This window comes from Rhizobium lusitanum (genome assembly GCF_014189535.1).
Taxonomy (GTDB): domain Bacteria; phylum Pseudomonadota; class Alphaproteobacteria; order Rhizobiales; family Rhizobiaceae; genus Rhizobium; species Rhizobium lusitanum_C.
In genome coordinates, this window is record NZ_CP050308.1 from 452,619 (window position 1) to 465,778 (window position 13,160).

Annotated in this window: 13 protein-coding genes, 1 tRNA gene and 1 pseudogene; 9 read left to right on the forward strand and 6 right to left on the reverse strand. The window is 58.7% G+C overall.

Translation table 11 applies throughout. The features are described 5' to 3' along the window. Window positions 1–17 precede the first annotated feature (17 nt). The 5 genes from pip to HB780_RS16035 all read left to right on the forward strand — a co-directional run bounded on the left by pip (window position 18) and on the right by HB780_RS16035 (window position 5,145). Window positions 18–980: a prolyl aminopeptidase gene (gene pip / locus HB780_RS16015; protein ID WP_183693469.1), complete on the forward strand. Its 963-nt coding sequence runs from the start codon at window positions 18–20 to the stop codon at window positions 978–980. Window positions 981–1,387: 407 nt separating this feature from the next. Next, window positions 1,388–1,999: a transglutaminase-like cysteine peptidase gene (locus tag HB780_RS16020; RefSeq protein ID WP_183693472.1), complete on the forward strand. Its 612-nt coding sequence runs from the start codon at window positions 1,388–1,390 to the stop codon at window positions 1,997–1,999. Between the two features lie 302 nt (window positions 2,000–2,301). Continuing rightward, the gene (locus HB780_RS16025) at window positions 2,302–3,108 is read left to right on the forward strand and encodes a hypothetical protein (RefSeq protein ID WP_183697163.1); all 807 of its coding nucleotides are present in this window, start codon (window positions 2,302–2,304) and stop codon (window positions 3,106–3,108) included. A 117-nt stretch (window positions 3,109–3,225) separates the two neighbouring features. Continuing rightward, window positions 3,226–4,740, forward strand: a complete 1,515-nt coding sequence (locus tag HB780_RS16030) for an SPOR domain-containing protein (protein WP_183693475.1) — start codon at window positions 3,226–3,228, stop codon at window positions 4,738–4,740. Between the two features lie 129 nt (window positions 4,741–4,869). Then, a complete protein-coding gene (locus tag HB780_RS16035) occupies window positions 4,870–5,145 on the forward strand; it encodes a hypothetical protein (RefSeq protein ID WP_183693478.1) in 276 nt (91 codons plus the stop codon). Between the two features lie 9 nt (window positions 5,146–5,154). Here the strand turns inward: HB780_RS16035 and HB780_RS16040 are convergent, their stop codons facing one another. After that, on the reverse strand, window positions 5,155–5,589 hold the full coding sequence (locus HB780_RS16040; protein ID WP_183693481.1) for a DUF1489 family protein: 435 nt from the start codon (window positions 5,587–5,589) through the stop codon (window positions 5,155–5,157). A gap of 59 nt (window positions 5,590–5,648) precedes the next feature. Further along, window positions 5,649–7,055 (reverse strand): L-serine ammonia-lyase, encoded by a 1,407-nt coding sequence (locus HB780_RS16045; RefSeq protein ID WP_183693484.1) that lies wholly within the window; start codon window positions 7,053–7,055, stop codon window positions 5,649–5,651. A gap of 199 nt (window positions 7,056–7,254) precedes the next feature. Here HB780_RS16045 and HB780_RS16050 point away from each other — a divergent pair, with 199 nt between their 5' ends. From HB780_RS16050 to HB780_RS16060, 3 genes and pseudogenes are all read left to right on the forward strand, one after another. After that, a complete protein-coding gene (locus HB780_RS16050) occupies window positions 7,255–7,947 on the forward strand; it encodes a DUF599 domain-containing protein (protein ID WP_183693487.1) in 693 nt (230 codons plus the stop codon). Window positions 7,948–8,014: 67 nt separating this feature from the next. Then, window positions 8,015–9,003 (forward strand): annotated as a pseudogene (locus HB780_RS16055) (DUF1624 domain-containing protein). A gap of 12 nt (window positions 9,004–9,015) precedes the next feature. Continuing rightward, window positions 9,016–9,489: a methyltransferase family protein gene (locus HB780_RS16060; protein ID WP_183693490.1), complete on the forward strand. Its 474-nt coding sequence runs from the start codon at window positions 9,016–9,018 to the stop codon at window positions 9,487–9,489. A gap of 5 nt (window positions 9,490–9,494) precedes the next feature. Here HB780_RS16060 and HB780_RS16065 read toward each other — a convergent pair whose 3' ends face one another. Together HB780_RS16065 and mgtE are read right to left on the reverse strand one after the other, a co-directional pair. Then, on the reverse strand, window positions 9,495–9,881 hold the full coding sequence (locus HB780_RS16065) for a MerR family transcriptional regulator (RefSeq protein WP_047454991.1): 387 nt from the start codon (window positions 9,879–9,881) through the stop codon (window positions 9,495–9,497). Between the two features lie 93 nt (window positions 9,882–9,974). Next, window positions 9,975–11,399, reverse strand: coding sequence for a magnesium transporter (gene mgtE / locus HB780_RS16070; protein WP_183693493.1), 1,425 nt, complete (start codon window positions 11,397–11,399; stop codon window positions 9,975–9,977). A 194-nt stretch (window positions 11,400–11,593) separates the two neighbouring features. On the opposite strand from mgtE, the gene HB780_RS16075 reads away from it, so the two are divergent. Continuing rightward, window positions 11,594–12,088, forward strand: a complete 495-nt coding sequence (locus HB780_RS16075) for a peptide deformylase (RefSeq protein WP_183693496.1) — start codon at window positions 11,594–11,596, stop codon at window positions 12,086–12,088. Window positions 12,089–12,157: 69 nt separating this feature from the next. Here the strand turns inward: HB780_RS16075 and HB780_RS16080 are convergent, their stop codons facing one another. Together HB780_RS16080 and HB780_RS16085 are read right to left on the reverse strand one after the other, a co-directional pair. Continuing rightward, window positions 12,158–12,670 (reverse strand): hypothetical protein, encoded by a 513-nt coding sequence (locus HB780_RS16080; RefSeq protein WP_183693498.1) that lies wholly within the window; start codon window positions 12,668–12,670, stop codon window positions 12,158–12,160. Window positions 12,671–12,911: 241 nt separating this feature from the next. After that, window positions 12,912–12,996: transfer RNA gene (locus tag HB780_RS16085), tRNA-Leu, on the reverse strand. Window positions 12,997–13,160: the final 164 nt, after the last annotated feature.

The window sequence follows — 13,160 nt, forward strand, 5'->3', positions numbered from 1 at the left end:
TGTCCGCGTGGTTGCCGATGAAGACGCTTTATCCGGAAATCGGACCCCATGATCAGGGTCTGCTCGATGTTGGCGACGCCAGCTTCGTTCATTGGATGCAGTCGGGCAACCCGAACGGTATTCCCGTCGTCATCCTGCATGGTGGTCCGGGATCGGGCAGTTCTGCCGGCGCCCGCCGCTTCTTCGATCCGCGGCATTATCGCATCATCCAGTTCGACCAGCGCGGCTGTGGCAACAGTCTGCCGCATGCGTCCGAGCCGGAGATTGATCTTTCCGCGAATACCACATGGCACCTGGTTGCTGATATCGAGCGGCTGAGGCTCTTTCTCGGCATAGAGCGCTGGCTGGTTTATGGCAATTCCTGGGGATGTACTCTGGCTCTGGTCTACGCTCAAACTCACCCGGAGCGCGTTGCGGCCCTGATCGTCGCCGGCGTGACCATGACGCGGCAATCCGAGATCGATTGGCTTTATAGGGGGCTCGCTCGCTTTTTCCCCGAGGAATGGGGCTGCTTTCGCGCAGGCGTTCCGGAGAGCGAGCGTGATGGCGATCTCGTTGCCGCCTATCGTCAGTTGCTTGGTCATCCCGATCCAGCCATCCATCTCAAGGCCGCCAAGGAGTGGCACCAATGGGAATCGGCATCCATCCTGGTCGATCCACGCGCGACGCTTTCCGATCGCTGGGCCGATTCTAGCTATGTCATCGCAAGAGCCCGCATCATCACGCACTACTTCCACCATCGAGGCTGGCTGGAAGACGGACAGATATTGCGAGACATCGATCGGCTTGCCGGCATCCCCTGCACAATGATCCAGGGCCGGCTCGATCTCGAGGCGCCTCTTGTCACGGCATGGGAACTGTCGCGGGCTTGGCCCACGGCACGATTGGTGTTGGTTCCCAACGCGGCCCATTCGCCGGGGACGTCAGAGATGGCGGCAGCCATTGTCGAAGCAACGGACGCATTTCGCGCCCTCGCCTGAAGGCAGTAAAAAATTCAAAAATATTTTTCTGATGTGCCGTCTCAAAATGGCACAACAAACGGAAATTCCCGGCATTCGGACGGCCTCTGCCGTGTGCCGAGACAGGGAGTCGGCCCTACCTCATTAACGCCATTGGCAAACAAGCCGCGTGGCTAATTTTAGCACTTAAAAAGAAAGTCATTCAAAAACAAACGGATATGAGAAATCCAGTCACAATGGCAAATGCCGGAAGATTTTCGCATTCCGACGGAAATTACTTCAAATTTGATTCAAATTTTATTCTCATTTTACGACAATTCGATGCGTGTTTGAATAAACTAAGTGCTTAATTTGACTGCGTAATTTTGCGTGGGGTAAAAGCCTGCATGTCATTCTGATCCCAATAAAAAAGGGACAGGGACACGGACATGAGCTTTCAATTCTTCCTTCGCGGATATGCCGCAATAGCTCTCTTCACTTTCGGCTGTCTCGGCATCGCCCATGCGGCGCCTGCCAATATGACGATCACCGGCGATGCAGCGCCGCCGATCGGCCACTATCAGTTTTGCCGGGAAAACCCGACGGAATGCGCCTATGCCGGCGGTGACGCTGGTCCCGCCATCCTCACTGAGGATCGCTGGAAGACGATCCTGAAGATCAATTATGCGGTTAACACGACGATCAAGCCAATGACCGACATGGATCTCTACGGCGTCGAGGAAAAATGGGCGATCCCGACCACCGCGGGCGATTGCGAGGATTTCGCGCTCCTGAAGCGTAAGGACCTGATCGAAGCCGGCTTTTCCCCTTCCGAGCTGCTGATGACCGTCGTGCTGCAGCCCAACGGTGAAGGCCATGCAGTGCTGACGGTGCGCACCGACCGCGGCGACTTCGTACTCGACAATATGCGCAACAAGGTGAAGCTCTGGTCGGAGACCGAATACACCTTCCTGAAGCGCCAGTCTGCCGACGATCCGGCCCGTTGGGTCAAGATACAGGACGGCCGTGCGGTCACCGTTGCTGTCGGCAGCTTGAAATAACTATTCCCCTCCTTGCGACCGCCGGCGGCCTAGCGTTGGCGGCGTGAGTAAAGGGCCCGGTCTGTCCCCAGATTTCTGTCCCGACCGGCGCCCCAGAGCCGTTCCCACTGTCCCGGGAACGGCTCTTTTCGTTTCCGGGCGCGTTCCAACGAAAACTCATCCGGGTAATCGCGAGAACACATCCCCGATTAAATATGCAAGCCGATGTATTCTTAATTGCTCGTTAACCATGAGGGCGGCAATCATTCCACATTGGGACTCATCAAGGGTCTCTTGCCGCAGCGGATACATCGCCGATGATGATGTTCGTGATGCGGGCTGGAACCGAAGGCAAGAGCATGGCCCCTCCTCTGTCGTCCACCTCCATGATCGACGAACAGCCGCTAATCTCGAGCGGGCTGGTTTACCGTCTGACGGCGGGGATAGGCGTGCTCGCAGCGCTGACCGTCGCAATCACCATCGGAGGTCGCTGGCTCGGCGAGAAAATTTCACTTGCGGGCCACACCGACAGCATAACACCGATTGCCGTGACGATCGGCGAAGACACGTTGCACCTTGGGGCCAATACGATCCGCTTTCCGAGCGAACGGGCAAACGGTGTTGCCGAACGCGTCGATCTTTATTTGACCTGGCCGCAGATGCAGGGCTACAGCGATGCCGACCGGCTGCGTTTCGACGATATTTCCCAATCTTCCTCGCTGATTTTCCTCCAGCTCAGCCAGAGCACCATGTCTCGTGACATGTCGGGCCGGCTGGAGCCGATCTATTCGCATTTGATGGAGGGGCAGGCCTTTGCAGGTCCGCACGGCCTGACCGCGCATCCACTCCGCGCCGAAGCCGGCTATAGCGGCGAAATGCTTCTGACCGCGCCCCGCGCTGGTGAGCCTGATTATGTCGTTCGCTGCATCCTGCCCGCCTCTCCCGACCTCGCAACCAGCGGCGATTGTCAAAGGGACGTCAAGGTCGGCAAGGATCTCAGCGTCCTCTATCGCTTTTCCGCCAATCAGCTCGGAGACTGGCGCGTGATGGATGCGGCCGTCCAGGGTTTCGTCAGATCCCACCTCGTCAACGCACCAAACGTCGGCGGCATTTCCGCAAGCGACGGCTAAATTGGCGCCTAAATTTGAAACCAACTGTTCATCATAAACCGATTGGTAACGCTAAGCCCCTACGTTGGACCCCAACGGACGTTCATGGAGGCGGCGGCCGGATAATTGAGACCGTAAATGCAAGCAGAGAGTGAAGTAGTGTCCAGATCAAGTTTTTCCGCATCCTCATCGCAGTCCGGCAAGTTTCTGGCGAAGATGCTGTTTGGTTTCGCAGTTTCGACGGCGACGATAACGATGAGCGTTGATGCGTCGAACGCAGCCGGTGGCACGAAATATGCGGGCATCGTTATCGACGCAAATACCGGCAATGTGCTTTACAGTGAGAATGCCGACACGCTCCATTATCCCGCATCCCTGACCAAGATGATGACGGTGTATCTAACCTTCGAGGCGCTCGAATCCGGTCGGCTTACCCTCGATACGCCGGTGATCTTTTCAAAGAATGCCGCCATGCAGGCGCCGACGAAGCTTGGCATCGGCACGGGCCGGTCGGTCACTGTTCGCGAAGCGATCCTCGGCATTGTTACCAAGTCCGCCAATGACGCCGCCATGGCGCTTGGCGAAACGCTTGGCGGCTCGGAAGACAACTTCGCTCGCATGATGAACGACAAGGCTCGCATGCTTGGCATGACGCGCACCACCTATCGCAACCCGAATGGCCTGCCGAACACAGCGCAGATGACCACGGCGCGCGACCAGGCCCGCCTCGGCATCGCCCTGCGCGAACACTTTCCGCAATATTACGGCCTCTTCTCCACGACGAGCTTTCGTCTCGGCAATAGGGTGATTCCGGGCCATAACCATCTGCTCGGCTCGGTCCGTGGCGTCGACGGCATCAAGACCGGTTATACGCGCGCCGCTGGCTACAATCTTGCGACATCCGTCAAGGTCGACGGCCGCTCGATCGTCGGCGTCGTGCTCGGTGGTGCCTCTACGCCTGCCCGCGACAACCAGATGCGCAAGCTGATCGCTACCTATCTGCCGGTCGCGTCGACGAAGCATATTTCTTCCAACGTGGTTGCCCAGACCGTGGCGGAAACACCAAACATTCAGGCTGCGAGCGCCCGCATGGCGGCGGCCGGTAGTGTGAAAGCGAGCAAGGTCGAGAGCGCGGAGGCTGAAGACGACCAGCAGCCGTCCAGCGCTGCTGCATTTGCCGCAGTAGCACCCAAATCGAGCAATCCGCTGCTTGCGTCCAAGCAGAAGCAGCGTGCAGCATCTGACGAAGTCGCCTCCATTGCTCCGACAGCGTCGGACGAGAGCGGCGAGGATGACGTCGATACACTGACGACCGCCTCTACTTCCAAGTCCGATACGAAGGTCATCAAGCCTCAGAAGGTCGAAAAAGCCGCGAAGGCGGAAAAGCCTGAAAAGCTTGCCAAGGCTGATAAAGGCCCGACCGGCTGGGTCGTCCAGATCGGTGTTTCCTCCAGCAAGGACGGCGCCGACGATCTGCTCGACAGAGCCAAGAGCAAGGGTGGCAAGGCATTGCGCTCGGCCAAGGCTTACGCAGTTGCCTATGACAGCGGCTATCGCGCCCGCTTCGGCGGCTTTGGAGACCAGAATGCGGCGGTCAACGCCTGCAAGGCGCTCAAAAAGGCCGGCGTGAAGTGCTGGGCGAGTTTGGAATAGGAATGTGACCACGGGTTTCGGGCCGCATTCTCAAGAGATTGCCGGGTTTCGCATGGCGACACCCGGTTTTCCGGTCCCGGATGTGTATGGGGCCGGCCCTGAGTTTGTAATGTGTTGCGGGGATATAAGATGGCGATGAACGAGAACTTTCCAGGTTTCTCGCTCGATGGCGCGGGAAAGACCAAACCGAAGGGCTTTGCCCTTCATCCGCTGCATGAAGCGGCATTGCGGCTGGCCGATCTCGGCCTCAACCGTTCGCGTTCGCGCAGCAAGACGAAAGACCTGATCGGCATCCTGCTATGCCACGGCGCACGCGCCTGGCGCTATTCGCAACCGGAAGCCAATATTCGGGTGCACATCACCGCACCGAATGGTCAGGCACCGGTGCAGCTGCGGCTGCGCTGAGCCCCAGCTTTACAGCAATCCCAGCTCCGAAAGCTCGCGCCGCAAATCCGCGGGCAATTCAGCGACACCGCCGAGACTATCGAGGTCACGCGGCACATCATCCTGAGGCAGGTAGCGCCATCCCTGAAAAGCCCGACGCGGCTGGCCGGCGGTTTCAACGACACTCGGATCGAGAATCAGCCGGCAGCGATGGATGCCGTCGACGTCGGTGAAGGTTTCAACGCCGAGCAGCTTCTGCCTCGCCTGCACCTGCCCCTTGATCACCCAATAGAGCGAGCCGCCATCCAGCAGTTCCTCCATCCGCTTCGGCACCATGCGCGTCGTATGGGTGGTATGCGGCTCCAGGCCGGCGGCAATCGCGCTCATCGCCCGCTCAGAAACCCATTCGCGCAGATCCTCAAGCGAGTCCGCGCCCACGCATAATTTGATCAGATGCAAAGCCATGACGCCGTTGAAATCCTTTTGACCGGCAGCGTCAAGCTTTTACAGGGAAGCGTCCACACTCAACATTCGACAACATTTACAGCGAGACCGCCTGTCGACGTCTCTTTGTATTTCTCGCTCATGTCGTAGCCGGTCTGGCGCATGGTTTCGATGCAGGCGTCAAGCGGCACGAAATGCTGGCCGTCGCCCTTGAGGGCCAATGAAGCGGCCGTTACCGCCTTGACGGCGCCAAGCGCGTTGCGCTCGATGCAGGGTACCTGCACGAGGCCGGCGACCGGGTCGCAGGTCATGCCAAGATGGTGTTCCAGGGCGATTTCGGCGGCGTTCTCGATCTGCTCGGGCGAGGCGCCCATAACGGCGGCAAGTCCCGCAGCCGCCATCGCGGCCGCCGAACCCACCTCGCCCTGACAGCCGACTTCAGCGCCGGAGATCGAGGCATTGTGCTTGATGATGCCACCGACGGCTGCGGCCGTCAGCAGATAATTGCGGATACCGTCCTGGTCCCAGTCCTCATGGAAGTGCTGGTAATAGCGGATCGTCGCCGGGATGACGCCGGCCGCGCCATTGGTCGGCGCGGTGACGACACGGCCGCCGGCGGCGTTTTCCTCGTTGACGGCCATGGCGTAGACGCTCAGCCAATCGTTGGCGAGCAGAGGGTTGATGCGGTTACTGCGCCATTCCTCCTGCAGCTTGTCGTGGATGGCGCGGGCGCGGCGGCGCACCTTCAGGCCGCCAGGCATGATGCCGTCGACCTTCAAGCCGCGATCGATGCAAGTGCTCATCGCCGTCCAGATGCGATCGAGCCCGGCGTCGAGATCGTCGCTGCTCATGCGCGTCTCTTCGTTGGCGCGCTTCATCTGCGCGATCGACAGGCCGGAACGTTCGGCCATCTCCAGCATCTGCTTGGCGGTAGCGAAGGGGAACGGAATGCGTTCGCCGGAAGATGCCTTCTTTTTGTCGGCGCGCATTTGTTCGAGCTCGGTGTCGGTGACGACGAAGCCGCCGCCGACGGAGTAATAGATGCGCTTGACGAGCAGCCGCTCGTCCTTGTCGAAGGCGGAAAAGCTCATGCCGTTGGCATGACCCGGCAGCGGCACCTTCTTGTCGAAAATCAGGTCCGTCTTCGGTTGGAATTGATAGGTCGGGTGATCGGGCGGCGTAATGCGACCGCTACGCTCGACCTCGTCGATGACAGCATCCATCCGGTCGGGATCGACCTGATCCGGGCGTTCGCCCATCAGACCGAGAATCACCGCCCTGCCCGTGCCATGGCCGATGCCTGTATGAGCGAGCGATCCGTGCAGGCTCACCTTGATCGAGGCGACATGCACATTCGAGGACGGTCGCGGCCACTCGCTTGAAAGCACGAGCTCAAGAAACCGATTCGCGGCCGACATGGGTCCCATCGTGTGCGAACTGGAAGGTCCGACGCCGATCTTGAAAACATCGAAAACTGAAAGAAACATGGACCTTTGGTGCCTCCTCGGCAAATCACGCAATAACAAGGCTACGCTATCAGGGCAGCCCTGCACGGCGATCGACCGACATCGGATTTCATGCCTGCGACATAACATATAGGCTTTGAGCGGCGCAAACATAAGGCCATTGCGTGCGAACAGGCGTGCGTTACAGTCGGGAACAGAAAGACTTGGAGAATCTGCCTTCATGACGACCGCCGACTATGTCGCCCTTGCCCTCTTCATTTTTCTCTGGATCGCGCTGAACTGGATCACCAGCAGCGCCAGCTTCTTCAATCGCACCAGCCTGACGCTGGCGATGAATGAGCGCCGACGCGAATGGATCCACAACTCGTTGCGCCGTGACCTGAAGATGATCGATACGCAAATCTTATCCGGCTTGCAGAACGGCACAGGCTTTTTCGCCTCCACATCGATCTTCGCCATCGGTAGCTGCTTTGCCCTGCTCGGTGCCACCGACAAGGTCAACGCCTTCTTCTCCGATCTGCCTTTCATCCTCAATGGCGGCCGGGCCGCCTTCGAGATCAAGGTGGCGGGGCTTGCCTGTCTGTTCGGCTACGCTTTCTTCAAGTTCGGCTGGGCCTATCGCCTGTTCAACTATTGCACCATCCTCTTCGGCGCCTTGCCGATGCGGCAGGATGCTGAGCTTGATCCCGCGCGGGCCGAGCGCGCCGCGGAGCGTGTCATCCGCATGAACGTCATCGCCGCGCGCAATTTCAATGCCGGTCTCAGAGCCATCTTCTTGTCGATCGGCTATCTCGGCTGGTTCCTCAGCCCTTACGTCTTCATGGTCACGACGATGTTCATCATCATCGTTCTGGTCCGCCGGCAGTTTTTTTCCGATGCCCGTCTGGCCATCATGGATATCGATGTGCCATGACATCGCCGCGTTGGCGATGATTAAGCTGGCGCTGACGATCTGAATTCATGCGTGGAAGGACCTGCCAATGGCCGTTATCGCCGAGAGTATCGATGCGCCGCAGAAAACGCCCCGCATCGGCATTCTGGATACGGCCCGTGGCATCGCACTTCTGGCGATGGCGAGCTATCACTGCACCTGGGATTTCGAGTTCTTCGGCTATCTCGACTCCGGTACGGCGGAGACCGGCTGGCTGAAATTCTATGCTCGCGCCATTGCCAGCACCTTCCTGTTTCTTGCCGGCGTCAGCCTGGTGCTTGCCAACTTACCAGCGATCCGCTGGCGGTCCTATTTCAAGCGCCTCGGCATGATCGTGGCCGCGGCCGCGCAATCTCCATCGTCACCTTCATCGGCATGCGCGAGGAGTGGATCTTCTTCGGCATCCTGCACAGCATCGCCGCCGCCAGCATCATAGGCCTGCTCTTCCTGCGCCTGCCAGCCTTCGCGACCCTGCTGATAGCCGTGCTACTTTTGGCCGGTATCGTCGTCGACAATGTCATCGCACCTTTTTCGCTGCACTCCGCCGTCTTCGACGCGCCCTGGCTCTATTGGGTCGGTTTATCCGAAAACCTGCCGCGATCGAACGATTACGTGCCGGTCTTTCCCTGGCTGACGCCATTCCTTTTCGGCCTCGGCATTGCGCAGCTGGCGATTTCGCGCGGCTGGCTTCGGCCATTGGCGAAGCTCGGTCCCGGCCGCAACTTGATCGCCCGCGCGGGCCGTCACAGCCTGATCTTCTATCTCGTCCACCAGCCGCTGCTCTTCGGTCTGGTCTATCTTCTGTCTCTGATCGCACCCGCTCCGGCGCCGGACCCTACGGTCGGCTATATCAGGCAGTGCGAGGTGTCCTGTACACAATCGGGCAGCGAAGCCATGTGCCGCAGCTTCTGCAAGTGCACGCTCGATCAATTACAGGCGCAGAACCTCTTCTCGCCCCTGGAATCGGGAGCAATTAAGGCAGATAGCGATGAACGGATCAGCCGAATCGCGCTACAATGCACGGAACAAGCGCAATGACAGGGTTATTCGATGAATGCCTATCGTTCCAAGTCGCTGAGTTTCCCATGGCCGCCTTTATTATATAGTCTCGCAGTCATAACGGCGCTGTACCTGAACCAGGATTATCCGGTGCGTCTGTCCTACCCGTGGATCGTTGTCTGCTGGGGCATCGGCGCGCTTTTGACCATCATCGCGGTGACGCTGAATGTCTGGGCGGTCAAGACGCTCATCGAGAGCCGCACCACCGTGCTGACCCAGCGATGCACGGCACATCTGGTGACCAAAGGCCCGTTCAGCTTTACCCGCAACCCGACCTATCTCGGCTATACGCTGCTGACGGCAAGCCTCGGCCTGATGATAGGCAATGTCTGGTTCGTCGCCATGGCAGCGGTGGCAGCGGCGCTGACCACGCTATTGGTCATTCGCTGCGAGGAAATGCACCTGCTCTCCCGCTTCGGCTGCGAATTCGAGTTTTACTGCAGGCATACGCGTCGCTGGATTTGAGGAGCTTACGTCCCCACGCCGATGTCGGCCAGACGGCCGAGACAGGCTTCTTCGACATTGTCGAGTTCGGTCAGCGTGTCTTCGATATCCTTGCGCTTCTGGCGCAGCTCATTGCGTTTCTCATCGACGCGCTTCATCAGCAGTTTCAGCTGGCCCATTTCGCCCGGCGGCTCCTTGTAGACCTGAATGATTTCGCGGATCTCGGCGATGGTGAAACCGATGCGGCGGCCGCGCAGGATTTCCATGATCAAACGGCGGTCGGCCGTGCGGAACAAGCGCGTGCGGCCCCTGCGCTCTGGGTGGATAAGGCCTTCGTCCTCGTAGAAACGCAGTGTCCGGGTGGAAACCCCGAATTCCCGCGTCAGCTCCGTTATGCTATAGTATCTATCCACCAGCCATCCGCCCCTGTCTTGCAGCGATCATAATATTGACTTTTACGTAATAGTCAATTTATGCAGGGCGGCTGTCCACCCAGCAATTCCAGCCTAGTGGATGTGGATGGAGAACCACCACGTCGCAAGTCCCAGAAATGCGAAATACCCCGTGCAATCCGTGACCGTGGTGACGAAGGCCGACGAGGCGATGGCCGGGTCGGCGCCGAAGCGATGCAAAATCAGCGGCAGAAGGATGCCGCCAAGGGCTGCAGCGACCAGATTGATGATCATCGCCGCGCCGACGACGATGCCGAGTTGAAAGTCATGGAACCAGAACGTGGCGACGGCGCCCATGATGACGGCGAAGAGGATGCCGTTGATCAGACCAACGCTTGCCTCCCTGCGAATGACGCGGAAGGCGTTGTAGATGTCGATGTCGCCGGTGGCGAGCGCCCGCACGGTGACGGTCATCGTCTGGGTGCCGGCATTGCCGCCCATCGAAGCGACGATCGGCATCAGCACGGCAAGCGCCACCATCTTCTCGATCGCGCCGTCGAAGACATCGATAATGCTGGACGCGAGGATTGCCGTAATCAGGTTGACCGCAAGCCAGACGAAGCGTGAGCGCACGGTCGAGACGACATTGTCAGACAATTCTTCGTCGCCGACGCCGCCGAGGCGCTTGATATCCTCGTCGGCTTCTTCGTTGATGACGTCGACGACGTCGTCGATGGTCAGCACGCCGACAAGCCGCTGATTCTCATCGACGACGGCGGCCGACAGCAAGTCGTATTGCTCGAAGAGCTGAGCCGCCTCTTCCTGGTCCATCTCGGCTGGGACAGGATGCGAGGTCTCGCGCATGATGCCCTCGACCTTTGCCTGTCGTTTGGCCCTGAGGATGCGGTCGAGATCGATACTGCCAAGCAGCTTGAAGGTCGGATCGATGACAAAGATCTGGGTGAAGGCTTCCGGCAACCCCTCTTCGTCGCGCATGTAGTCGATCGTCTGGCCGACCGTCCAGAATGGCGGCACTGCGACGAACTCCGTCTGCATGCGGCGGCCGGCTGACCGCTCCGGATAATCAAGCGCCCGCCGCAGGCGGACCCGCTCGGTAAACGGCAGTTGCGACAGGATCTCGTCACGGTCTTCCTGGTCGAGATCCTCAAGAATGTAGACGGCGTCGTCCGAATCGAGCTCGCCGATGCCGGCGGCGATCTGCGCGTTCGGCATCTGGTCGACGATCTCCATACGGATCGCTTCGTCAACCTGCGTCAGCGCCGTCATGTCGAAGTCGTCGCCGAGCAATCGCACCAGTGCCAGACGTTCATGCGGAGGCAGCGACTCCAGGAGGTCGCCGAGTTCGGATTCGTGCAGCCTCACGACATTCTGCTGCAGGAATGGAAGATCGCGCCGCTCGATCGCGTCACTGACCCTGGTCAGGAAATCGGAGCGGACGACGCCGTCCTCATTATAGATGTCGGGATCGGTCTCCGCGGAGGTCTTGCGAACGCGCTCGTCTTCGTCGGTCGTGGTCATTGCTGCCTCCTCCCGATTCAATTCATGGAGATCTAGGATTTCGCCATGGAGAATGACGGCGAAAAGCTTATTGTCAACAATTGGATAGACGAGAAAGCTGACAATTTGTATCGGATCTGTAAGACAATGGCGCCAGCCTCGCCTTGCCCTCATTTTTGCGCAAGAAACATGTCGACCCGTTAAGAGGGAATACCATGCCAGTCCGTCCCATCATCCGCTTCCCGGACCCGTTGTTGAAAACCGCCTGCGCGCCGGTGACCATCTTCGACGACGGTTTGCGTAGTCTTGCCATCGATCTCCTGGACACCATGCGCGCAGCTCCCGGCGTCGGCATTACTGCCGCTCATATCGGTGTTCTCCAGCGCATCACGGTAATAGAACTCAGCCGCGAGGACGGCGTGCACACCTATATCAATCCGGAGATCACATGGTTTTCCGAGGAGACGATACGGCACATGGAAGGTAGCGTATCCATGCCCGGCTTCACCGACGAGGTCGTCAGGCCGAAAGCCATCCGTTTCCGCTATCAGGATATTACCGGCGAAGCCTATGAAGCTGCGGCCGAAGATTTCCTGGCGATTTGCATCCAGCATGAGATCGATCAGCTCGACGGCCTGTTCTGGCTGCAGCGCCTTTCAAAGTTGAAGCGCGATCGGCTGGTGAAGAAATGGGAAAAGGCCAAGGCCTGATCCAACCTCCCCACCAAAGAATACGGGCGCCCGTAGGGCGCCCGCTTGATTATCAACTGAAGAGACAGATTAGCTCTTCAGCTTGGTGTTGCAGAGGCTGTAGTAGCCGCCGCCCTTCTGGATCCACTTAAGGCCGCCGAGGCTGTTCTTGGCCTTGTTGGCGTTATAGGAATCGACGCAAGTGTGGAAGCGGCCCTTGCCGGGCGTTTCGCTCGAATACTTGGTATCGACTGCGGCCGGGAAGGTCACGCCCGACGGAGCGACTGTCGTCGGCTTCGCTGGTTCCTTAGCCGGCGGCTTGGTGACATCAGGCTCGCTGGTATCGACCTTGGCAGTCGTGGTCGGCTTGGCAGGTGCCGTTGTGGCCGGTGCCGTTGTGGTGGTTGCAGAAGTATCTGCACCGCACTGAGCGGCGCGGAAATCATTCCACTTCTGGCCGTTCAGAGTACCCGCATCCTTGGCGGCTTGGTATTTGGTGCTGCACTCTTTCATCGTTAGCGCAGAGGCCGGCGATGAGAGGGCCATCGAGCCCAAAACTGCAAAAGACGCAAAAGACATCAACAGGATGGCACGACTAGTCATTGGCAAATCCTCCGCTCTATGACGAATGTCGAAACTATTAATCATCTCACCCATTTGATTTGTCAATCGACGCAGCATCAGGGTTCGATGAGCGACACCATATGATGGCGAACATGAACGGTAACTGTACAGAAACAGCGACCACGGCGAGTATATCACATACTACGCAACTTAAAAGAATTGTCGAAAACTCCGGCGGAGTAGAAAAACAAAAAAACCCGCCGAAGCGGGTTTCTTGTTTTGGTGCGGTCGAGAAGACTCGAACTTCCACGGGTTGCCCCACAGCGACCTCAACGCTGCGCGTCTACCAATTCCGCCACGACCGCATCGTGGTAGGTGCCGAATTGCTCCGGCGCGGCTGCATGTAGCAAAAGCATTCCGGGGGCACAAGAGATATGTGTCAGTTTTTTTGAAGAGTTTTCACAACTGTTTGAATAACCCCGGAAAAGCCTCCATATAGGCGGTGCTTGCCGGCTCATTCTTCTTGTAG

What these genes read in the sequence shown, in the direction of transcription:
- HB780_RS16075 (WP_183693496.1), top strand. Translation starts at nt 11,594, where the DNA reads ATGCCAGTCCGTCCCATCATCCGCTTCCCGGACCCGTTGTTGAAAACC.
- HB780_RS16040 (WP_183693481.1), bottom strand. Translation starts at nt 5,589, where the DNA reads ATGGCTTTGCATCTGATCAAATTATGCGTGGGCGCGGACTCGCTTGAG.
- pip (WP_183693469.1), top strand. Translation starts at nt 18, where the DNA reads ATGAAGACGCTTTATCCGGAAATCGGACCCCATGATCAGGGTCTGCTC.
- HB780_RS16035 (WP_183693478.1), top strand. Translation starts at nt 4,870, where the DNA reads ATGGCGATGAACGAGAACTTTCCAGGTTTCTCGCTCGATGGCGCGGGA.
- HB780_RS16060 (WP_183693490.1), top strand. Translation starts at nt 9,016, where the DNA reads ATGAATGCCTATCGTTCCAAGTCGCTGAGTTTCCCATGGCCGCCTTTA.
- HB780_RS16080 (WP_183693498.1), bottom strand. Translation starts at nt 12,670, where the DNA reads ATGACTAGTCGTGCCATCCTGTTGATGTCTTTTGCGTCTTTTGCAGTT.
- HB780_RS16050 (WP_183693487.1), top strand. Translation starts at nt 7,255, where the DNA reads ATGACGACCGCCGACTATGTCGCCCTTGCCCTCTTCATTTTTCTCTGG.
- HB780_RS16025 (WP_183697163.1), top strand. Translation starts at nt 2,302, where the DNA reads ATGTTCGTGATGCGGGCTGGAACCGAAGGCAAGAGCATGGCCCCTCCT.
- HB780_RS16030 (WP_183693475.1), top strand. Translation starts at nt 3,226, where the DNA reads ATGCAAGCAGAGAGTGAAGTAGTGTCCAGATCAAGTTTTTCCGCATCC.
- mgtE (WP_183693493.1), bottom strand. Translation starts at nt 11,399, where the DNA reads ATGACCACGACCGACGAAGACGAGCGCGTTCGCAAGACCTCCGCGGAG.
- HB780_RS16045 (WP_183693484.1), bottom strand. Translation starts at nt 7,055, where the DNA reads ATGTTTCTTTCAGTTTTCGATGTTTTCAAGATCGGCGTCGGACCTTCC.
- HB780_RS16020 (WP_183693472.1), top strand. Translation starts at nt 1,388, where the DNA reads ATGAGCTTTCAATTCTTCCTTCGCGGATATGCCGCAATAGCTCTCTTC.